Annotated in this window: 19 protein-coding genes; 5 read left to right on the forward strand and 14 right to left on the reverse strand. The window is 72.4% G+C overall.

The features are described from left to right. The first annotated feature begins 19 nt into the window (after window positions 1–19). The 3 genes from ACFV7R_RS10300 to ACFV7R_RS10310 are packed head-to-tail and all read left to right on the forward strand — an operon-like array spanning window position 20 to window position 3,899. Window positions 20–496, forward strand: coding sequence for a hypothetical protein (locus ACFV7R_RS10300; RefSeq protein ID WP_385262065.1), 477 nt, complete (start codon window positions 20–22; stop codon window positions 494–496). Next, entirely contained in the window at window positions 496–3,195 is a 2,700-nt protein-coding gene (locus ACFV7R_RS10305; RefSeq protein WP_385262153.1) for an ATP-binding cassette domain-containing protein, read from the forward strand. Before ACFV7R_RS10300 ends, ACFV7R_RS10305 begins: the two co-directional genes overlap by 1 nt. After that, window positions 3,192–3,899, forward strand: coding sequence for an ATP-binding cassette domain-containing protein (locus tag ACFV7R_RS10310; RefSeq protein WP_385262068.1), 708 nt, complete (start codon window positions 3,192–3,194; stop codon window positions 3,897–3,899). Before ACFV7R_RS10305 ends, ACFV7R_RS10310 begins: the two co-directional genes overlap by 4 nt. Window positions 3,900–4,001: 102 nt before the next feature. Here the strand turns inward: ACFV7R_RS10310 and ACFV7R_RS10315 are convergent, their stop codons facing one another. After that, window positions 4,002–4,661, reverse strand: a complete 660-nt coding sequence (locus tag ACFV7R_RS10315; RefSeq protein ID WP_385262071.1) for a transglycosylase family protein — start codon at window positions 4,659–4,661, stop codon at window positions 4,002–4,004. Window positions 4,662–5,205: 544 nt separating this feature from the next. Here ACFV7R_RS10315 and ACFV7R_RS10320 point away from each other — a divergent pair. After that, window positions 5,206–5,985, forward strand: coding sequence for a hypothetical protein (locus tag ACFV7R_RS10320; protein WP_385262073.1), 780 nt, complete (start codon window positions 5,206–5,208; stop codon window positions 5,983–5,985). 91 nt (window positions 5,986–6,076) lie between these two features. Next, window positions 6,077–6,478: a hypothetical protein gene (locus ACFV7R_RS10325; RefSeq protein ID WP_385262075.1), complete on the forward strand. Its 402-nt coding sequence runs from the start codon at window positions 6,077–6,079 to the stop codon at window positions 6,476–6,478. Window positions 6,479–6,534: 56 nt separating this feature from the next. Here the strand turns inward: ACFV7R_RS10325 and der are convergent, their stop codons facing one another. The 13 genes from der to ACFV7R_RS10390 all read right to left on the reverse strand — a co-directional run bounded on the left by der (window position 6,535) and on the right by ACFV7R_RS10390 (window position 20,225). Beyond that, entirely contained in the window at window positions 6,535–8,016 is a 1,482-nt protein-coding gene (der, locus tag ACFV7R_RS10330; RefSeq protein WP_385262077.1) for a ribosome biogenesis GTPase Der, read from the reverse strand. Window positions 8,017–8,091: 75 nt separating this feature from the next. Beyond that, on the reverse strand, window positions 8,092–8,739 hold the full coding sequence (locus ACFV7R_RS10335; RefSeq protein WP_385262079.1) for a lysophospholipid acyltransferase family protein: 648 nt from the start codon (window positions 8,737–8,739) through the stop codon (window positions 8,092–8,094). Then, window positions 8,736–9,431: a (d)CMP kinase gene (cmk, locus tag ACFV7R_RS10340; protein WP_385262082.1), complete on the reverse strand. Its 696-nt coding sequence runs from the start codon at window positions 9,429–9,431 to the stop codon at window positions 8,736–8,738. Before cmk ends, ACFV7R_RS10335 begins: the two co-directional genes overlap by 4 nt. 135 nt (window positions 9,432–9,566) lie before the next feature. Then, complete coding sequence (locus ACFV7R_RS10345; RefSeq protein WP_385262084.1) at window positions 9,567–10,652, reverse strand: prephenate dehydrogenase; 1,086 nt, start codon at window positions 10,650–10,652, stop codon at window positions 9,567–9,569. Beyond that, window positions 10,649–11,011 carry a chorismate mutase gene (gene aroH, locus ACFV7R_RS10350; protein WP_224738954.1) on the reverse strand — a complete coding sequence of 121 codons (363 nt, stop codon included), beginning with the start codon at window positions 11,009–11,011 and terminating at the stop codon, window positions 10,649–10,651. The genes ACFV7R_RS10345 and aroH overlap by 4 nt, the downstream gene beginning before the upstream one ends. Window positions 11,012–11,173: 162 nt before the next feature. Further along, window positions 11,174–12,244, reverse strand: a complete 1,071-nt coding sequence (locus ACFV7R_RS10355; RefSeq protein WP_129797096.1) for a pseudouridine synthase — start codon at window positions 12,242–12,244, stop codon at window positions 11,174–11,176. Further along, window positions 12,244–12,900 (reverse strand): SMC-Scp complex subunit ScpB, encoded by a 657-nt coding sequence (scpB, locus tag ACFV7R_RS10360; protein ID WP_385262087.1) that lies wholly within the window; start codon window positions 12,898–12,900, stop codon window positions 12,244–12,246. The genes ACFV7R_RS10355 and scpB overlap by 1 nt, the downstream gene beginning before the upstream one ends. After that, on the reverse strand, window positions 12,897–13,964 hold the full coding sequence (locus ACFV7R_RS10365; RefSeq protein WP_385262088.1) for a segregation and condensation protein A: 1,068 nt from the start codon (window positions 13,962–13,964) through the stop codon (window positions 12,897–12,899). Before ACFV7R_RS10365 ends, scpB begins: the two co-directional genes overlap by 4 nt. Window positions 13,965–13,982: 18 nt before the next feature. Further along, complete coding sequence (locus ACFV7R_RS10370; protein WP_385262091.1) at window positions 13,983–14,549, reverse strand: hypothetical protein; 567 nt, start codon at window positions 14,547–14,549, stop codon at window positions 13,983–13,985. Further along, a complete protein-coding gene (locus ACFV7R_RS10375) occupies window positions 14,534–15,712 on the reverse strand; it encodes a ParA family protein (RefSeq protein ID WP_129797100.1) in 1,179 nt (392 codons plus the stop codon). The genes ACFV7R_RS10370 and ACFV7R_RS10375 overlap by 16 nt, the downstream gene beginning before the upstream one ends. A 393-nt stretch (window positions 15,713–16,105) precedes the next feature. Next, window positions 16,106–17,230 (reverse strand): alanine dehydrogenase, encoded by a 1,125-nt coding sequence (ald, locus tag ACFV7R_RS10380; RefSeq protein WP_385262093.1) that lies wholly within the window; start codon window positions 17,228–17,230, stop codon window positions 16,106–16,108. A 129-nt stretch (window positions 17,231–17,359) separates the two neighbouring features. Then, window positions 17,360–19,426, reverse strand: a complete 2,067-nt coding sequence (locus ACFV7R_RS10385; RefSeq protein ID WP_385262095.1) for a tetratricopeptide repeat protein — start codon at window positions 19,424–19,426, stop codon at window positions 17,360–17,362. Between the two features lie 172 nt (window positions 19,427–19,598). Continuing rightward, a complete protein-coding gene (locus tag ACFV7R_RS10390; protein ID WP_385262097.1) occupies window positions 19,599–20,225 on the reverse strand; it encodes an NUDIX domain-containing protein in 627 nt (208 codons plus the stop codon). Window positions 20,226–20,319 lie beyond the last annotated feature (94 nt).

The raw sequence follows: 20,319 nt of genomic DNA on the forward strand, positions 1-20,319 counted from the left end.
CGACGTGTGGGAGCCGGCCATGAGGACAGCCCGACCGCGGACCGTGCACCCCGTCCTGTGGGCCGGCTGGGCGGCGCTCGCGGCCGGCGCGGTGCTGTGCGTCCTGGGCTGGTACGGCGTCTCCGGTGAGCGGTTCGCCGAGCGGCAGCTGCCCTATCTGGCCTCCTGCACGGTCCCCGGCGCCGCGCTGATCATCGCCGGGGCGGTACTGCTCACCCACGGCCGCACCGCGCTCGCCGCCGCGCGCGTGGAGGAGCTGTACGCCCTGCTGGTGGCCGCCGAGCCCGCCGACGCGGACGGGTCGGGCCAGGCAGCCGCCGCGCCGGTCGCGGCCGGCGCGGACCTGTTGATGGTGCCGGGCGGCACACTCTTCCACCGCGCGGACTGCCCACTGGTGGCCGGGAAGGCGGAGGCCGTGCGGGTGGACGGGAAGCTGGTGGCGGGCGGCGAGCTGGGCCCGTGCCCGATCTGCGAGCCCGCCGGGACGACGGGCTGATGTCGTCCCTCACGTACGACCTGACACTCGCCGGCCTGTCGGTGGGCAGCGCCGCCGCGCTCACCGGGATCGGGCTGATCGTGACCTACCGCGCGACGGGCGTGCTGAACTTCGCGCACGGCGCGATCGCGATGGTGTGCGCCTACGCACTGCGGCAGTTCGTCGTCGAATGGGGCTGGCCGCTGTGGCCGGCCGCGGCGGTGACGCTGGTGGTGCTGGCGCCGGGTCTCGGCGCGGTCCTGGAGCGGTGGGTCTTCCGCCCCCTGTCGGTCCTGGGCAGTGATCCGGCGCAGACGTTGGTGGCGTCCATCGGGGTGTTCGTGCTGCTGGTGGGCGGGGCGGCGCTGCTGTGGGGGCAGGGGGCGCGGGACGACGCCCCGGTGCTGGTGTCGGACGAGCCGTGGGGGCAGTTGGCCGTCGTGCTCGTGCTGGCCGCCGCGGTGGCGGCCGTGATCAGACGGACGCGTTTCGGGCGGGAGCTGCGGGCGGTCGTGGACGACCGGCAACTGGCCGTGCTCGGCGGGATCGACGCGGACCGGGTGGCCGCGGCCGGCTGGGCGTTCGGCTCGTTCACGGCGGGGCTGACGGGCGTGCTGCTGGCGCCGTACGTCCGTCTGGACCCGTACGGGATGCCGCTGTTGGTCATGGAGGTGGTGGCGGTCGCGGTGGCCGCGCGGATGCGCAGTCTGCCGGTCGCCGTGGTGGTGGCGCTGGGCGTCGGGGTCGCGCAGAGCCAGTTGACGCGGCTTCATCCGGTGGGCTGGGGCGAGCCGTTGCTGCAGGCGGTCGGCGCGAACCTGTTCGTGGTGGCGTTGCTGGTCGCCGCCCTGGTGCTGCCCGGCATCGGCACCCGGGACGCGCTGCCGCGTACGGCGACGGCGCGGGTGCCGACCCCGCCGGGCGCCTGGATCGTCGCCGTGGTCCTGTTCCTGCTGCCGCCGGGCTTCGCCGGACGGGACCTGCACACCTCGGTGCAGGTGCCCGCGCTCGGCGTGGTGCTGCTGTCGCTGGTGGTGGTCACCGGCCGCAGCGGCCAGATCTCGCTCGGGCAGGCGGCGTACGCGGGTCTGGGCGCCCTGTTCACGGCCCTGCTGGCGGCCGGGCGGTTCCCGGGCCTGCCCCGCCTGCCGGAGCTGGCCGCGCTCGCCGTCGCCGTCCTCCTGGTCGCCCCGCTCGGTCTGCTGACCGGCTGGCCGGCGATCAGCCGCCAGGGCCTGGCCCTGGCGCTCGCCACGTTCGCGGTGGGCGTCGGGGTGAGCCGGTTCGTCTTCGCCCAGCCGTACGCCACGTCCGGGCTGTCGCTCGACCGCCCGGCGGGCTTCGCCGGGGACCGCGCGTACTACCTGCTGGAGCTGGCCCTCCTGACCGGCGCGCTGCTCGCCACGCACGCGCTGCGCCGGGGCCGTACGGGCCGGGCGCTGGCGGCGATGCGGGACCACGAGTCGGGGGCGTCGGCGGCAGGCGTCCAGGTGCCGGCCCTGAAACTGCTGGCGTTCGTGTCCGGCGCCGCGCTGGCGGCGCTGGGCGGCGGCATGCTCGGCATGGGCCTGCGGGCCTTCGACCCCGCCGCCTACGACCCCGTGCGCGGCCTGCTGTGGTTCGCGGCGATCGTCGTCCTGGGCGCCGACAGCACACTCGGCGCCCTGGCCGCGGCGGCACTGCTGGTCGGCCTCGACGCGGGCACCCGGGGCGGGTTGGCGGCGGCGCTGATCGGGCTGCTGGCGGTACTGGTGGGCCGCTTGCCCGGGGGGCCGTACGAGGCACTGCGGACGGCGGCGGGGAGGCTGCGGTTGCGGCGGGGGGCGAGGCTGACTGCGGTGGGTGAGCGGGCGCGGAGGCGACTGCACCCGGCGCAGCAGCGGGCACCCGCAGCCGCCGACGGCGCTGAGCCCCCACAGGGGCCACCCGCACCCGACAACGATGGCCGCACGGGGGGTGCGGGTGGGAACGAAGACCCGGCCGAAGGCCGGGTGCCCGTCCCCGCACCCGCACGGGCACCCGCACCCACCCTCACCACCCGCCACCTCATCGCCCGCTACGGCCGCTTCACCGCCCTCGACGGCGTCGACCTCGACATCCCGCCCGGCCGGATCACCGCCCTCGTCGGCCCCAACGGCGCCGGAAAGAGCACCCTGTTCCACTGCCTGGCCGGAACCGTGCGCCCCGCGCGCGGGCGGGTGCTGTTCGGCGGACGGGACATCACCCGGCTGTCCGCCCACGCCCGCACCCGGCTCGGCATCGCACGGACCTTCCAACAGCTGGCCGTGTTCCCCTCGTTGACGGTGGCCGACAACGTCCGGGTGGGCGCCGAGCAGGGGCGGATCGCCGATCCGGGTGCCGTGGAGCGGGCACTGCGGCTGTTCGGGCTGGACGGCCCGGTACGGGCGCTGCCCGCCGCCGGCCTGCCCACCGGCACGCTGCGCCGCGTCGAGCTGGCCCGGGCCCTCGCGGGTGGCCCGCGTGTGCTGCTCCTGGACGAGCCCGCGGCCGGCCTCGACACCGCCGAAGCAGCGGCGCTGGCCCGGGTCCTGAAGGCGCTCGCCGCGGACGGAACCGCTCTGCTCGTCGTCGAGCACGACCTCGACCTGGTCGCCGACCTCGCCGATGTCGTGCACGTCATGGCAGCGGGCCGGATCATCGCGTCCGGCCCGCCCGGTCGCGTCCTCGACGCCCTCGCCGCGCGGGAGGCCACGCCGTGACCATCGCCCTGCGCCACGCGCGCGTGCGCTACGGCCCCCTGGAAGCCCTGCACGGCATCACCCTCGCCGCCCCCTCCCCCGGTCTGACCGTCCTGCTCGGCCGCAACGGCTCCGGCCGTACGACCGCCCTGCGCGCGCTGGCCGGAACCGTGCCGCTGTCGGGCGGCGCGGTGCTGTGGGACGGCGTCGAGGTGACCCGCATGCCCGCCTACGAGCGGGCCCGGCGCGGACTGTGCCTGGTACCGGAGCGGCAGGCCGTGTTCGGCTCCCTCACCGTGCGGGAGAACCTGGAACTCGCGGCGCCGCGCCACGACCCCGCCCTCGCCGCCTATCCGCAGCTGCAGCCGCTCCTCCCGCGCCGCGCCGGCACCCTCTCCGGCGGCGAGCAGCGCATGCTCGCCCTCGCCCGGGCGCTGCTGGCACGCGCGCGCGTGGTGCTCGTCGACGAACCCGTGCAGGGCATGGCGCCGGCGGTCGCGGCCCGCACGTACGACCTGCTGGGCTCGCTGGATGCCTGCGTGGTCCTGGCGGAGCAGCGGCTGCCGCCCGCCCTGCACGGCCGGACCGCCCTCGTGTACGAACTGCGCCGCGGTGCGGTCGTCTTCAGCGGAGAAGCGGGCGAGTTGCGGGCGCGGGAAGCGGCGGCCCGCACACCGCGGGGGCGTGCTCCGGGCCCTGCGCGCGGGCCGAACCCTCCGGGATGAGCAGCATCATGCCGTGCCTGCGGGCGACGCCGCCCGCTGCGCCAGGGGCCCCGCCCGGTCGGTGGACCGGGCGGGGCCCGTGCTCCGGGCAAGGGGAGCGGCTCAGAGCGCGAGGCGCTGCCCGGGCACGATCACGTCGGGATCACCGCCGATGACGGCCTTGTTGGCGGCGTAGAGCCGCTGCCAGGTGGTCCCGTGCCGGTCGGCGATACCGCTCAGGGTGTCGCCCTGACGGACGGTGTAGTCGCCGCGGGTCGTGCCGCGGTCCGTGTGGTCCGACGCCCGCGCCGGCGTCTTCGCCGGCTGCGACGAGGTGGACTGTTCGGACCGGTCGGACTGCTCGCCGGCCGAGCCGGTCGCGGGCGTCGCGGGCGCCTCGGGAGCGCCGCCGGACGCTCCGGCGCGCACCGAGCAGGTCGGCCACGCGCCCCAGCCCTGTGCGCGCTGCACCTTGGTGGCGACCGCGATCTGCTGCTCCTTGGAGGCCTGGTCGGCGGTGGGCGCGTAGGCCGAGCCGCCGTACGCGCGCCAGGTGTCGGCGGAGAACTGGAGTCCGCCGTAGTAGCCGTTGCCGGTGTTGATGTGCCAGTTGCCGCCGCTCTCGCACTGGGCGATGCGGTCCCACACTCCGCCGTCCGCGGCCGCCGCGTTGCCTGTTCCGGCCAGCAGCCCGAGCGGGGCCAGCAGGGCCGCCCCGGCGAGGACCGCCGTCGTACGCGTCTTACGGACGTTGTTGCGAGTGGTATCGGCACATTCGGACATGTAATTCCCTCTCGACGGACCCGGGGTCCCCCAAGGCGGGGCGCGTCTCCCGCGTATGGCCGCGGTCGTCGCGCTCCGCCCCGTCCGCCGACGGCTGTGCTGTGCGCCGGCCTGATGCGGCCGGCGCGGCGGCGGACGTACCCGAGCGGTGCTCGTTGCACACGGCCGAGGAATGTACGGAGCTTGAGCAGCCGGCCTCAACCAACCCCTCGTCGTTCCAGGCCAGTTCGCCGTTACCCGAGGTATCGTCAATTTTCGGCCACCCATTTCATTCGCCGATTTCCTGATTTGTCGACCAGTCACTCCGTCGGCCTGTGACCCACTTCACCGCTACAAGTGCCTTGCTGCTTCCCCGACTTGACGGTGAGTGTCCGATTCCGTGCCGGTCGTGACCGTGTGCGGTGGATGGTTCGATTCCGTTCGCCGGTCAGCGTGACTCCCGCCACAGATCCCCCGTTGTCTTCTTCATGAGCCCGGGACCACCCGGACCACGGGCCGGGAGCCACCCGGCCTCGCCACGTACCGCATCCCGAGGGAGCCACCCGTGCCGCGCATGCTCGACGTCAGCGACGAGGTACGCGCCGAGATCGGCGACGAAGAAGCCAACCGGCTGCTCGCTGGAGAGAACGCCCCCGGCAGTTACGACTGCACGTCCTGCCGCACCCCGGGGGACTCCGAGCGCGAGCGGACCAGCACCGTCCTGTTCATCGGCGACGAGACCGCCGTGCTCGCCTTCGCCCACGCCACCTGCCTGCCCTCGCAGGTCGTCCAGGTCACCGAGGAACAGCTCCGCGGCGCCGTGCGGTCCATCAGCGGCGACACGGCCGACCTGGAGCCGGAGCAGGTGGTGCCGGAGCAGGCCGTGCTCGGTGTCACCAGCGGACTGGTACTCATCGCCGGGGAGTTGCACCCGGCCCTCGTCGTCGAACCCACCGGCCCCATCGTGCGGCCCGGCTCCACCGCCGCCGGTGACGACTTCCTGCCGCTGCTGATCGAGCAGGGCTTCATGCCGGTGACCGAGCTGAACTCCCTGCCGCCGGTGCTGCACGGCTGGTCCGTGCTGCTCGCCATGGGGCAGCTGCACGCGGTGCTCCAGCCGAGCCCGGGCGGTCAGCCGGTGGCCTGGTGGCAGGCGCATCAGCCGCTGCAGGTGACCGAGGGGTGGCGGGCCGCCGCCAACAAGCACCAGCAGGTGCTGATGTTCGCGGCTCCGGTGGGGTCGATCGGGCGTCAGCCCCGGGAGGATCTACTGCGGGACGCCCTGGACAAGGCCGCGGCGGGCGGGAAGCTCGTCGCGAGTGTGCTGCCGCTTGCGGGGACGTGAGCGAGCGAGATCGTCGGGGGTGCAACAGCCCTGCGCCCCTTGCGGTCTCGCTCGGCCGCATCTCTTCAGAGCCGGGGTCGTTTGGACATACGTGCACGCATACGACGTTTCCCGCCGCCAGTCCTTCCAGTCGCTCCGGTCCACCCGGCCGGCACAGGAACATTCGGGCGGCCCATCGGCCACGCCGATCTACGACGCGCTCTATGCCGAGTACGTCAAGTCCTTCCGCTCGCTGCCGGGTGACCGCAGCGGCGAGGACGAGTTCGGGTTCACCGCCTTCGCGAGCATCCCGCACGGTTCGGGATCGTTCGGGGGCCACCGCGCGGGATCGTTCAGCAGCTCGTACAGCGCCTACAGCGCGGGCGCGCAGAGCGCACGGCACGGCAGTGGGCAGCTGTCGCCCTGGCAGCGGGTCGGGCAGATCGGGCAGCACGGCACCGGGATGCACCACGTCCCGGCGGCACTGCCACCCGGCCCCCGCAAGGGGAGCTGAAGCGACGAGGGCGGCCCGGCAAGGGCCGCCCTCCTGCTACGTCTTGTGCCGCGTCGCTACTTCTTCTTCGCGCCGCGCTTCTCACGCACCCGCACCGAGATATGGATCGGCGTCCCCTCGAAGCCGAACTCCTCACGCAGCCGGCGCTCGATGAAGCGCCGGTAGCCCGCCTCGATGAACCCGGAGGCGAAGAGCACGAACCGCGGAGGCTTGGTGCCGGCCTGGGTGCCGAACAGGATGCGCGGCTGCTTGCCGCCCCGGACCGGGTGCGGGTGGGCGGCGACCAGTTCGCCGAGGAAGGCGTTCAGCCGACCCGTCGGGACGCGCGTCTCCCAGCCGGCCAGGGCCGTCTCGATCGCCGGGACCAGCTTCTCCATGTGCCGTCCGGTCTGCGCCGAGACGTTCACCCGGGGCGCCCACGAGACCTGGCCCATCTCGGTCTCGATCTCCCGCTCCAGGTAGTAGCGGCGCTCCTCGTCGAGGGTGTCCCACTTGTTGTACGCGACGACGAGGGCGCGGCCCGCCTCGACGGCCATGGAGATGATGCGCTGGTCCTGCACCGAGATCGACTCGGCGGCATCGATCAGGACGACGGCCACCTCGGCCTTCTCGACGGCCGCCGCGGTGCGCAGCGAGGCGTAGTAGTCGGCGCCCTGCTGGAGATGGACGCGCTTGCGGATACCCGCCGTGTCGACGAACTTCCAGGTCTTGCCGCCGAGTTCGATCAGCTCGTCGACCGGGTCGCGGGTGGTGCCGGCGAGTTCGTTGACGACGACCCGCTCCTCGCCGGCCACCTTGTTCAGCAGCGAGGACTTGCCGACGTTCGGGCGGCCGATCAGCGCGACGCGGCGCGGTCCGCCGACGGCGGCTGCGAAGGTCTGCTGGGGCGCGTCCGGCAGCGCCTCCAGGACGGCGTCCAGCATGTCGCCGGTGCCGCGGCCGTGCAGCGCGGAGACGGGGTGCGGCTCGCCGAGGCCGAGGGACCACAGGTAGGCCGCGTCGGCCTCGCCGCTCGGGCCGTCGACCTTGTTGGCGCACAGCACGACGGGCTTGCCGGCCTTGCGCAGCAGTCGTACGACCGCCTCGTCGGTGTCGGTGGCGCCCACCTTGGCGTCGACGACGAAGACGACCGCGTCGGCCGCCTCGATCGCGAACTCGGCCTGCGCGGCCACGGAGGCGTCGATGCCGAAGACGTCCTGCTCCCAGCCGCCGGTGTCGACGACCTTGAAGCGGCGGCCCGCCCACTCGGCCTCGTAGGTGACGCGGTCGCGGGTGACACCCGGCTTGTCCTCGACGACGGCCTCACGGCGGCCGATGATGCGGTTCACCAGAGTCGACTTGCCGACATTCGGGCGGCCGACGACGGCGAGTACGGGCAGCGGTCCGTGCCCGGCCGCCTCGATGGCACCCTCGACCTCCTCGAGGTCGAAGCCCTCTTCCGCGGCGAGCTCCATGAACTCCGCGTACTCGGCGTCGCCGAGTGCCCCGTGATCGTGCTCGAACGCGTCCGAGCCGTCGGGCTGGATGTGGTCGTTCATGAAGTCCGTACCTCGTCGTTCATCGTGGTGATCGGTGGAGTACCCGATATCGGGTGATCCACTACTCAGTGTCGCTCAGCGCCCGGTAAGGCGCCTGGCGTTTTCCAGGTGCTCGGTGAGCTGTTTCTGGATGCGCTCGGTCGCCTCGTCCAGCGCCGTGCGGGTGCGCCGTCCGCTGCCGTCGCCCGCCTCGAAGGGTTCGCCGAAGACGACGTCGACACGGTGCCGCAGCGGGGGCAGCCCCTTTATCAACCGTCCCTGTCGCTCGGAACTTCCCAGCACGGCCACCGGCACGATCGGGGCTCCGCTGCGCACCGCGAAGTACGCGAGGCCGGCGCGCAGTGCGGCGAAGTCGCCCTCGCCGCGGGTGCCCTCCGGGAAGATGCCGAGGACGCCGCCGGCGGACAGCACGTCGAGGGCCCGCGTGATCGCTGTCCGGTCGGTCGTGTCGCGGTCGACCTTCAGCTGGCCGATGCGGGTCAGGAACGGGTCGAGCGGGCCGACGAACGCCTCCTTCTTGACCAGGAAGTGCGTCGGCCGGGGCGCGACGCCCATGACCATCGGGCCGTCGATGTTGTGGGAGTGGTTCACGGCGAGGATCGCCGGACCGGCCGCGGGCACCCGCCAGGCGCCGAGCACGCGCGGCTTCCACAGCCCGTACATCAGGCCGACGCCGATGCGCCGCCCGACCTCGGCGCCCCGCGCCGACGGCACCTCCCTCACTTCCCGGCCCGCTTCTCCTCGACGAGGGTGACGACGCACTCGATGACCTGCGGCAGCGTGAGGTCGGTGGTGTCCACCTCGACCGCGTCGTCCGCCTTGGCGAGCGGCGAGGTCTTGCGGCTGGAGTCGGCGGCGTCCCGCTTGATCAGGGCCTCGCGGGTGGTGTGGATGTCCACGCCCTTCAGCTCGCCGCTGCGGCGGGCGGCACGGGCCTCCGGGGAGGCGGTGAGGAAGATCTTCAGGTCGGCGTCGGGCAGCACGGTCGTACCGATGTCGCGGCCCTCGACGACGACGCCGTTCTCGGCGGCGGAGGCGATGGAGCGCTGCAGCTCGGTGATCCGGGCGCGTACCTCGGGCACCGCGCTCACCGCGCTGACCTTGGAGGTGACCTCCTGGGTGCGGATCGGGCCGGCGACGTCGACGCCGTCCACCGTGATCGTCGGGCCCGCCGGGTCGGTGCCGGAGACGATGTCCGGCTTGCCGGCCACGGCGGCGATCGCGGACGGGTCGTCGATGTCGATGCCGTTGGTCACCATCCACCAGGTGATCGCCCGGTACTGGGCGCCGGTGTCCAGGTAGCTCAGGCCGAGCTGTGCCGCCACGGCCTTCGACGTGCTCGACTTGCCCGTGCCGGAGGGGCCGTCGATGGCGACAATCACGGGCTGGGCGGTCCGAACGGCGCCGTTTTCCACGGGGGGACACCTTCCTGGTGCGGTGTGGGGTGAGTGTGCGGGGCGCGAGCGTGCCCCGCACAAGGTTACTGGGTTCGGGTCCCTCGTCCGGCCGCACGGCACCTCCCGACGCGGTGGGGTACCCCACCCCGGCACCTACTGCCGGATCGCCCAGCCCCGTTCCCGCAGCGCGGCACTCAATACGGGCGCCGCCTTCGGCTCCACCATCAGCTGCACCAGACCCGCCTGCTGCCCGGTCGCGTGCTCGATGCGTACGTCCTCGATGTTGACGCCCGCCCGTCCCGCGTCCGCGAAGATGCGGGCCAGCTGGCCCGGCTGGTCGTCGATCAGTACGGCCACGACCTCGTACACCCGCGGAGCGGACCCGTGTTTGCCGGGGACGCGGACCTGGCCCGCGTTGCCGCGCCGCAGGACGTCCTCGATGCCGGCGGTGCCCTCGTGCCGCTTGGCCTCGTCGGAGGACTGCAGGGCGCGCAGCGCGCGGACCGTCTCGTCGAGGTCGGCGGAGACGTCCGCGAGGAGGTCGGCGACCGGCCCGGGGTTCGCGGAGAGGATGTCGATCCACATCCGGGGGTCGGAGGCGGCGATCCGGGTCACGTCCCGGATGCCCTGCCCGCACAGTCGTACGGCGGCCTCCTCGGCGTTCTCCAGACGCGCGGCGACCATGCTGGACACCAGGTGGGGCATGTGGGAGACGAGGGCCACCGCGCGGTCGTGGGCGTCGGCGTCCATGACGACCGGGACGGCCCGGCAGTGCGAGACCAGCTCCAGGGCGAGGTTCAGCACCTCGGTGTCGGTGTCCCGGGTCGGGGTGAGCACCCAGGGGCGGCCCTCGAAGAGATCGCCGGTCGCGGCCAGCGGACCGGACTTCTCTCGGCCGGACATGGGGTGCGTGCCGAGGTAGCAGGACAGGTCGAGGCCGAGTGCCTCCAGCTCACGGCGGGGACCGCCCTTGACGCTGGCCACGTCGAGGTAGCCGCGGGCGAGCCCGCGCCGCATGGCGTCCGCGAGCACCGTGGCGACATGGGCGGGCGGGGCGGCGACGATCGCGACGTCGACGGGACCGTCGGGCGTCTCGTCCGTGCCAGCGCCGAGCGCGGCCGCCGTCCGGGCCTGCTCGGGGTCGTGGTCGGCGAGGTGCACGATGACGCCGCGCTGCACCAGGGCCAGGGCTGCGGAGGTGCCGATGAGCCCGGTGCCGATGACGAGTGCGGTCCTCACTGCGCGATGTCCTTGCGCAGGGCGGCCGCGGCGCCGAGGTAGACATGGTTGATCTCGGCGCGGGACCGGTCGGACTCGATGTGCGCGAGGATGCGCACGACCCGCGGCATGGCGCCCGCGATGTCCAGTTCCTGGGCGCAGATCAGCGGGACGTCGACAATGCCGAGCTTGCGCGCCGCGGCTGCCGGGAAGTCGCTGTGCAGGTCGGGCGTGGCCGTGAACCAGATGCTGATCAGGTCGTCCACGCTCAGCCCGTTGCGCTCCAGGACGGCGGTGAGCAGGGCTCCGACCTGCTCGTCCATATGGCCGGCCTCGTCCCGCTCGAGTTGGACGGCGCCCCGGACCGCTCGTACCGCCACGGCGATGCTCCTTGCTGGTGTGTATCGGCTCTGCGTCCGTCCAGCGTAGTCAGCCCGTCGCCGACAGGTACGCGACGCCCGCCCGCTGAGACGGCGGGCGGGCGTCGCCTGCCGTTCGGACAGACCCCAGAGGAGCCCGTTCGGACAGACCCCAGAGGAGCCCTAGAGGTCGACTTCCTTCATCAGCATCCCGACCTCGGTGTTCGACAGCCGTCGCAGCCAGCCCGACTTCTGGTCGCCCAGCGTGATCGGGCCGAAGGCCGTCCGCACCAGCTTGTCGACCGGGAAGCCGGCCTCCGCGAGCATGCGGCGGACGATGTGCTTGCGGCCCTCGTGGAGGGTGACCTCGACGAGGTAGTTCTTGCCGGTCTGTTCGACGACCCGGAAGTGGTCGGCGCGCGCGTACCCGTCGTCCAGCTGGATGCCGTCCTTCAGACGCTTGCCCAGGTCACGGGGGATCGGGCCGACGATGTGCGCGAGGTAGGTCTTCTTCACGCCGTACCTGGGGTGCGTGAGGCGATGGGCCAGCTCACCGTGGTTGGTCAGCAGGATGACGCCCTCGGTCTCGGTGTCGAGCCGGCCGACGTGGAAGAGCCGCGTCTCACGGTTGGTGACGTAGTCGCCGAGGCACTGGCGGCCCTCGGGGTCCTCCATCGTCGACACGACACCGGCGGGCTTGTTGAGCGAGAAGAACTGGTACGACTGCGTCGCCACGGTCAGGCCGTCGACCTTGACCTCGTCCTTCTCCGGGTCGACCCGCTTGCCCTGCTCCAGGACGATCTCGCCGTTGACCTCGACCCGCGCCTGCTCGATCAGCTCCTCGCAGGCACGCCGCGAGCCGTACCCCGCGCGCGCGAGCACCTTCTGCAGCCGCTCGCCCTCCTGCTCGGCGCCCGGGAAGGTCTTGGGCAGCTTGATGTCCTTCTTGCCCGCGTACCGCTCCCGGTTGCGCTCCTCGGTCCGCGTCTCGTACTCACGCGAGCGCGCCGGTGCCGTACGCCCGCCCTGCTGGGGCTTCTTGGGCCCGCCCTTGGCGCCGCCGCGGGCCGCGCCGCCGCGTCCCGCCTTCGGGCCGTCCTTGGTGGCGCCGGGGCCCACGTCGTAGCGGCGCTCCTCGGGGCGGGGCTTGCGGGGGCGGCCCTGCCCCTGCTTCTGGTCCCTGTTGTTGCCGGCACCGCGATAGTTACCGCGCCCGCCGGTCCCGCCACTCTTGCCGCTGCCGCTGCTTCGCATCAAAGTTCCGTCGTCTTGTCGTCTGCGTCCTCGGAATCCGGAGCGTCCGGATCGAACGACGGCACGCCTTCCTGCGTCTCGGCCTCGATCGCCTCCGCCTCCGGGAGGAAGGGCGCGAGCTCCGGGAGCTCGTCCAGGCCGCGCAGGCCCATCCGCTCCAGGAAGTAGTTCGTCGTCGTGTACAGGATCGCACCTGTTTCGGGTTCCGTGCCCGCCTCCTCTATCAGACCCCGCTGGAGGAGGGTGCGCATCACGCCGTCGCAGTTGACTCCGCGGACGGCTGACACGCGGCTACGGCTGACCGGCTGGCGGTAGGCGACCACCGCCAGCGTCTCCAGCGCGGCCTGGGTGAGCCGGGCCTGCTGGCCGTCCAGGACGAAGCCCTCGACGGCCGCCGCGTACTCGGGCCGGCTGTAGAAGCGCCAGCCGCCCGCGATGAGCCGCAGCTCGAAGCCGCGCCTCTGCACGGTGTACTCGTCGGCCAGCTCGCGCAGCGCGTCGCCGATCTGCCGCCGGGGCCGCTGGAGGATCTTCGCGAGATGCTCCTCGGTCGCGGGCTCGTCCACGACCATGAGGACGGCCTCCAGGGCGGGCTTCAGTTCGAGGTCGGCGACGCTCCGCAGCCCCGCCGGAAGCCCGGTGGTCTCCTCGCTCACGCCTTCTCCTCCTGCTCCTTCGGCTGCTCGGGCGGCCGGTCGAACTCGTCGGTCACCATGGGCTCCGCCTCCCCCTCGCCGCCGGTCCAGCGCACCAGCAGCTCGCCGAGCGCGGTCTCCTGCTCCAGTGCCACGGCCTTCTCCCGGTACAGCTCCAGCAGCGCCAGGAAGCGCGCCACCACGGTCAGGGTGTCGTCCGTGTCCTCGACCAGCGCGCGGAAGCTGGCCTCGCCCAGCTCCTTCAGCCGCGCGACCACGATCCCGGCCTGCTCCTGCACGCTCACCAGCGGCGCGTGGATGTGGTCGACGTACACCTGCGGCTTGGGCTTCGGCTGCATCGCCTTGACCGCGAGCTTCGCGAACCCCTCCGCGCCGATGCTGATGACGACCTCGGGCAGCAGCTCCGCGTGGTGGGGTTCGAGCCCGACGGTACGGGGGTAGCGCCGGGCCTCCTCGTCGAGGCGGTTGCTGAAGATGTCGGCGATCTGTTTGTACGCGCGGTACTGGAGCAGCCGCGCGAACAGCAGGTCCCGGGCTTCGAGGAGGGCCAGGTCGGCCTCGTCCTCCACCTCGGCGGCCGGCAGCAGCCGAGCTGCCTTGAGGTCGAGCAGGGTGGCCGCGACGACGAGGAACTCGGTCGTCTCGTCCAGGTCCCAGTCCGGCCCCATCGCCCTGATGTGCGCCATGAACTCGTCGGTCACCTTGGACAGGGCGACCTCGGTGACGTCGAGCTTGTGCTTGGAGATCAGCTGGAGCAGCAGGTCGAAGGGGCCCTCGAAGTTGGAGAGCCGCACCTTGAAGACCCCGGAATCGCCCTCTTCGGACTCCGCGGGAGCCGCTTCGAACTCCGCGGGAGCCGCTTCGGACTCCGTCGGAGCGGTGGGTTCCGGCTCAGGTTCCGGTGCGACGACCTCGGGTTCCGGCTCCGCAGGAGCGACCGGCTCGGGCGGCGCCTCCACGGGAACCGGCGCCTCGACAGGCGCCTCTGGAACACCCGGCCCCCGCCCCAGGGCACGCCGACGACCGGCTGCACTGCCGGAGGCCGAGGCGTCGTTCGAGGTCATAGCCCCCGCAGGCTACCGTTACCGCCCACGGAGCCGTCGTACGAGGATGCTGGCGTCCCCCCTGGTCTCCAGATCCGCGAGCACGACGGCGACCGCCTCCCGCACGATCCGTCCCCGGTCGACGGCCAGCCCGTGCTCTCCCCGGAGCACGAGTCGCGCGTGCTCCAGATCCATGAGCTCCTCGGCGGACACGTACACCGTGATCTTCTCGTCGTGCCGCTCACGCCCGCTGGGCCGCCGTGCGGCCGCCCGTCCACGCTTGCGGGGTGTCGCCGCCGCAGCACCCTCCTGCGCCGCCTGACGCCGGGAGGAGCGCTCCGAGGCCGCGGCCCGGCTGCGGGACTCCCCCGCGTCGGCCGGCTCCGCGTCGGCCGCGACATGCTCGGCCCCGTCGCCGTCACCGCCCTGCGCGGGCACCGACTGCGGCGCGTCCTCGGCCGCGGCGGCCGCGTCACCCTCTCCCGCGGGCGGCGGCACCCTGGCCTCGCCGTTGGCCTGGCGCCGGGGAGTGGATGCCTGGAGCGCCGATCCCCCTGTCGTACGGAACAGTTCGTCGGCCCCCGGCAGACTCACTCGGCGTGACACCGGGCGAGCACCTCCCTGGCGAGCTGGCGGTAGGCGGCGGCACCGACGGAGTTGGAGGCGTACGTGGTGATCGGCTCACCGGCGACCGTGGTCTCCGGGAAGCGGACCGTGCGCCCGATGACCGTGTGGTAGACGTGGTCGTCGAACGCCTCGACGACCCGCGCGAGCACCTCGCGGCTGTGCACCGTGCGCGAGTCGTACATCGTGGCGAGGATCCCGTCGAGCTCCAGCTCCGGGTTGAGCCGCTCCTGGACCTTCTCGATGGTCTCGGTGAGCAGCGCGACACCACGCAGCGCGAAGAACTCGCACTCGAGAGGCACGATCACCTTGTGAGCGGCCGTCAGGGCGTTCACGGTGAGCAGGCCGAGCGAGGGCTGACAGTCGATGACGATGAAGTCGTAGTCGGGCAGCAGCGGCTTCAGGGCGCGCTGCAGCGTCGACTCGCGGGCCACCTCGGAGACCAGCTGCACCTCGGCCGCCGACAGGTCGATGTTGCTGGGCAGCAGGTCCATGTTGGGGACCGCCGTCTTCAGCAGCACCTCGTCGGCCGCCATCCCCCGCTCCATGAGCAGGTTGTAGACGGTGAGGTCGAGTTCCATCGGGTTCACGCCGAGGCCGACCGACAGCGCGCCCTGCGGGTCGAAGTCGACGAGCAGCACCCGGCGCCCGTACTCCGCGAGCGCGGCACCCAGGTTGATGGTCGACGTCGTCTTGCCGACGCCGCCCTTCTGGTTGCACATCGCGATGATCTTCGCGGGACCGTGGTCGGTCAGCGGGCCCGGAATCGGGAAGTACGGCAGCGGGCGACCGGTCGGGCCGATGCGCTCACGGCGCTGGCGGGCAGCGTCGGGCGCGAGCGTGGCCGCGTACTCGGGGTCGGGCTCGTACTCGGCGTCGGGGTCGTAGAAGTGCCCGTCGGGCAGTTCGTCGTAGTCGGCGAAGTGGTTGTGGGGCGCGCCACTTCCGTCGCCGGCCATGGCGTTCACGTGATGGCCATCCATGCTCTGGTGTGCTGGGCGAGTCACTCCTGAGGTCTGGTGACTCTGGTGGGCTGCGAAGGTGCGCACCGCGACGGAGCCGACAGCCTCGAACCCCGCGGGAGCCTGGCCCCGCGCAGGGCTTCCTGGTTGACCACCCCCGGGAGAAAATGTCGACTCATTCACAAGTCGTCTTACCTCCTTGGTGACCAGGAAACTTCTAGACAGGTCAGCGTGGCACCATGCCGACGGTTGGCGACTCTATGGCGTGTCGGCGGTTCGCAGCAACACAATCCGCCGGACCCGGCCGGATGTGTCGGCAATGAAACATCCCTCTGTCAAGGGCGTACGGCCGTCGCACGGTAGGTTTCACCGGTGTGCGAATCGGTTCAAGGGTTACGTTCGAGGCGAGTTGACCGAGAGCCGCAAAGTGACCATACACACACCCGGCCGGACCTTGTCGGGCAAGGTCCGGCCGGACGCGCGAGGTTGACGGGCTGTGTTGACGTATCGCCTTTACGAAAAGGTGACTTAGGGCCTACCCGGTGATGAGGCCCTGGTCCGAGCCGTGTCGCCGGCTCAGCCGAGCAGGGACTCCAGCTCCACGTGCTCCAGGCCGTGCGCCTCGGCGACCTCGCGGTAAGCGACCTTGCCGTCATGGGTGTTGAGGCCCTTGGCGAGCGCGGGGTCGCGGCGCAGCGCCTCGACCCAGCCGCGGTTGGCCAGCTCGACGATGTACGGCAGCGTGGCGTTGGTCAGTGCGTAGGTGGACGTGTTGGGCACGGCGCCGGGCATGTTGGCGACGCAGTAGAAGACCGACTCGTGGACCTTGAAGGTCGGCTCGGCGTGCGTGGTGGGGCGGGAGTCCTCGAAGCAGCCGCCCTGGTCGATCGCGATGTCGACAAGGACACTTCCCGCCTTCATCCGGGAGACCAGCTCGTTGGTGACCAGCTTCGGGGCCTTGGCACCCGGGATGAGGACGGCGCCGATCACGAGGTCGGCCTCGAGGCAGGCCTTCTCGAGCTCGAAGGCGTTGGAGACGACGGTCTGGATCTTCGTGCCGAAGACCTTGTCCGCCTCCTTGAGCTTGTTGATGTCCCGGTCGAGCAGGGTCACGTGGAAGCCCATGCCGATGGCGATCTGCGCGGCGTTCCAGCCGGAGACGCCACCGCCGATGACGACGGCCTTGCCCGCCGGTACACCCGGGACGCCGCCGGGCAGCACACCGCGGCCGCCGCCCGCGCGCATCAGGTGGTAGGCGCCGACCTGCGGGGCGAGCCGGCCGGCGACCTCGGACATCGGGGCGAGCAGCGGCAGCGCGCGGCTCGGCAGCTCGACGGTCTCGTAGGCGATCGCCGTCGTGCCGGACTCCAGCAGGGCGTCCGTGCACTCCTTGGATGCGGCCAGGTGCAGGTAGGTGAAGAGCGTCTGGTCCTTGCGGAGGCGGTGGTACTCCTCGGCGATGGGCTCCTTGACCTTCAGCAGCAGGTCGGCGGTGGCCCACACCTCGTCGGCGGTGTCGAGGATCTGCGCGCCGGCGGCCAGGTACTCGGCGTCCGGGATCGAGGAGCCGACGCCGGCGCCGCGCTCGATGACGACCTGGTGGCCGTTGCGCACCAGCTCGTGCACGCCGGCGGGGGTGATGGCCACCCGGAACTCGTTGTTCTTGACCTCGCGGGGGATGCCGACCTTCACGTCGATCACGGTCCTTGGCTCAGAGGGGGTAGTACGCGACATACCCGGATGTTCAGGGCACACCGGGAGACACCGCAGGAGAACGTGCGGCAGAGCCAGTCTAATGAAGGCGTTCCCGCTGTCTAGCCTTTCATTGCATCAACCTTCAGCGGATGCACTACGGATTTCGCAGGCGTTAGCGTCTTGTTCCATGGCTGGATCTCGCGTATCGCCCTCCTGCATCTCTTCCCCCAGCATGCGCTCCGCCGCCTTGCGGTGCAGCAGAGCGGCCGTGGAGTCACCGAGGTGGTCCAGGGTGTCGGCGAGCCGCAGGTGCAGCGCGGCCTGCAGCCGTACGTCCTCCGCGCGGCGCGCCCACTCGACGGCCTCCTGGCAGGTGCGCAGCGATTCCTCGGGCCGCCCCGCGTACTCCTGGACCCGCGCCAGTTCGCTCAACGCCCGCGCGTGGGCGGCCACATCGCCCAGCTTGCGGTACCCGGCCATCGCGGCGCGCCAGTGCCGCTGCGCCTCGCCGTAGCGGCCCGCGTAGGTGTGTGCGGTGGCGATACGGCCGTACAGCCGGGCGGCCTCCGCACGCTCGTCGCGGGCCAGGCGCTCGGCGAGGGCCCGGCCGAACCAGTCGGCGGCCCGGTCGTGGTCGCCGAGCTCCTGGTGCGCGCCGCCTACGGATTCCATCGCGCGTCCGGTCGCATACGGGTCGTTCGCCCGGCGTCCGGCGTCCAGGGCGGCCCGGTAGCGGGTCAGCGCGTCGGCCGTGCGGCCGGTCTGGGCGTCCAGGTCGCCGAGGTTCAGCAGCGCGGCGGCCTGCTCGCGGGGCAGGTCCTGGCGCTCGGCCACATCGAGGACGAGGCCGTGGATGCCGTACAGGTCGGGCGCCGCCGCCTGCATGCCGAAGTGGGCCACCATCGCCCGCACCAGCTGGGACATCAGACGCCTGGCCAGCGTGTCCAGCTCCCCGTCGGCGACCGCCAGCCGGGCGGCGGCGAGCAGGGCAGGCTTTCGGATGCGCAGCCAGTCGGCGGCCGCGCGAGGACTGGGGAAGCGCAGGGAGCGCGGCATGCCGAGCAGCTTCTCGCGGGCCTGCGGGCTGTCGGTCTCGGTGATGGCCCGGCACGACTGCAGCAGCCGGACCGTCCGCTCCAGCATCCGGGCGCGGGCCAGCTGCAGCTCGGCCGGGCGGTCCTGAGCCTCGATGCGATCGCGCAGCAGGGGGTGCAGACAGCCCGGAACCTCGTACTGCGGCAGCGGCGAGTCCACCGCCCGCAGCAGACCGACGGCGACGAGGTCGTCCAGGGTGGTGCGGGCGCCGCTGACCGAGCAGCCGGCGAGCGCGGAGGCGGTGTGCGGGTCGACGTACTCGGTGGGGGCCAGGGTGAGCAGTCGCAGTATCCGGGCGGCGGGGCCCGGCAGGGACGCGTACACGAGCCGGAAGACCCGGCCGAGCGGGGCCCCCTCGTCGCCCTCGGCGCGCAGCTGCTTGGCGAGGTCGGCGACGGCCGCCTTGGGGCGGGCGGCGAGCCAGCCCCCGGCCAGCGTCAGCGCGGTCGGCTGGGCCTGGCACTCCTCGACGAGCCCTTCGGCCGCCCGCGGGTCGACGGTGATCCGGACGGAGCCGGTGAGCCGGGACAGCAGCTCGACGGCGGACTTGGTGTCGAGGCCGCCGAGGGTGCAGGGGCGGACGTCCGAGATCCCGGTCAGCGGGCCCTGGGAGACGGCGACGACCAGGCAGTCCGGGGTGTCCGGCAGCAGGGCGTCGACCTGCCCGGCGTCGGCCGCGTCGTCCAGCAGGAGCAGGGCCCGGCGGTCGGTCAGCGCCTCGCGGAGCGCCGCCGCGAGGTCGTCCTCGGCGGCGCCGGGCGGGGTCGGCAGGTCCAGGGCGGACAGCAGTTCGCGGGCGGTGCGCTCGGTGGGGACGGGGGTGCCGTCGGGTTCGCTGAGCCGGGCCCGCAGTACCCCGTCGGGGTAACGCTCCGCGACCTGACGTACCAGCTCCTCGGCCAGCGCCGTACGGCCGGAGCCGGGTCTGCCCGCGATGAGGAGCACGCGCGCGCGTGGTGCCTTCCGGCCCGAGAGGGTGTCCAGTCCCGCACGCTCGATGTCGGCGCGCAGTTCCTTCAACTCCCGTGTACGGCCCAGGAACTGGCTCTCCGCCGACGTGCGCCCCGACACCTGCACGCCGTCCGTGTCCACCGCCTGATCCGTCACGGGCCACACTCCCGTCCCACCGCACCGCACACATCCCGCCGGGACTCCGGTTCGGGCGCTTACAGAGCCTAGTTCACGCTCTGCGACGAACCGTGTGGAGCACGACGGGGACGTCCCCCGATCGGATCAGGCGATCGTCACACCGGAGGACGCCGCAGGCGCCTGTGCGCGTTCAGGACTCGAAGGGACGTGCGGGCCACGGCGCCTGCGCCGGACGCAGCGCGTCGAGGCCGTCGCCCTGCCGGGCGGCGACGAACGAGAGGACGCCCACGACGAGGCAGGTGTTGTGCAGCTCGCCGGCCAGCACGCCACGCACGAGCTCCTCGACCGGCACGCGCGCGAGCTCCATGTCGGCCTCCTCGTCCTCGACCTCGAAGCGCTCGCCGTCGGCGTCGGACAGGCCCCGGGCCAGGAAGATCCGCACGGCCTCGTCGCAGCCGCCGGGCGTGGTGTAGACGTCGGTCAGCACCCGCCAGTCCTCGGCCTTGACGTGCGCTTCCTCGTAGAGCTCGCGCTGGGCGGCGTGCAGCGGGTTCTCGCCCGGGACGTCGAGCAGCCCGGCCGGGATCTCCCAGAGCTTGTGGCGCACGGGGTGGCGGTACTGGCGCAGGACGAGCACGCGGCCGGCCTCGTCGAGGGCGAGGACCGCCACCGAGCCCGGGTGCACCTGGTAGTCGCGGCGTACGACGGTGCCGTCGGGCATGACCACGTCGTCGGTGCGGACGGAGGTCTTGTTGCCCACGAAGGGGGTGTCCGTGGCCCGGATCTCCCACTCCTCCGGGGTGTCCTTGATCGTCATGCCCTGTCCTTCCACGTGCAAAGAATCCCCGTACAAGAGAAACCGGCGTACAAGAGAAAACCGGGGTGCCCACCTTTGAAGGTATGCACCCCGG

Origin of the sequence: Streptomyces sp. NPDC059866 (genome assembly GCF_042731325.1) — a bacterium.
GTDB classification, from domain to species: Bacteria; Actinomycetota; Actinomycetes; order Streptomycetales; family Streptomycetaceae; genus Streptomyces; species Streptomyces flavusporus.

What these genes read in the sequence shown, in the direction of transcription:
- der (WP_385262077.1), bottom strand. Translation starts at nt 8,016, where the DNA reads ATGAACGACCACATCCAGCCCGACGGCTCGGACGCGTTCGAGCACGAT.
- ACFV7R_RS10365 (WP_385262088.1), bottom strand. Translation starts at nt 13,964, where the DNA reads ATGACCTCGAACGACGCCTCGGCCTCCGGCAGTGCAGCCGGTCGTCGG.
- ACFV7R_RS10300 (WP_385262065.1), top strand. Translation starts at nt 20, where the DNA reads ATGAGGACAGCCCGACCGCGGACCGTGCACCCCGTCCTGTGGGCCGGC.
- ACFV7R_RS10390 (WP_385262097.1), bottom strand. Translation starts at nt 20,225, where the DNA reads ATGACGATCAAGGACACCCCGGAGGAGTGGGAGATCCGGGCCACGGAC.
- ACFV7R_RS10305 (WP_385262153.1), top strand. Translation starts at nt 496, where the DNA reads ATGTCGTCCCTCACGTACGACCTGACACTCGCCGGCCTGTCGGTGGGC.
- ACFV7R_RS10355 (WP_129797096.1), bottom strand. Translation starts at nt 12,244, where the DNA reads ATGCGAAGCAGCGGCAGCGGCAAGAGTGGCGGGACCGGCGGGCGCGGT.
- ACFV7R_RS10315 (WP_385262071.1), bottom strand. Translation starts at nt 4,661, where the DNA reads ATGTCCGAATGTGCCGATACCACTCGCAACAACGTCCGTAAGACGCGT.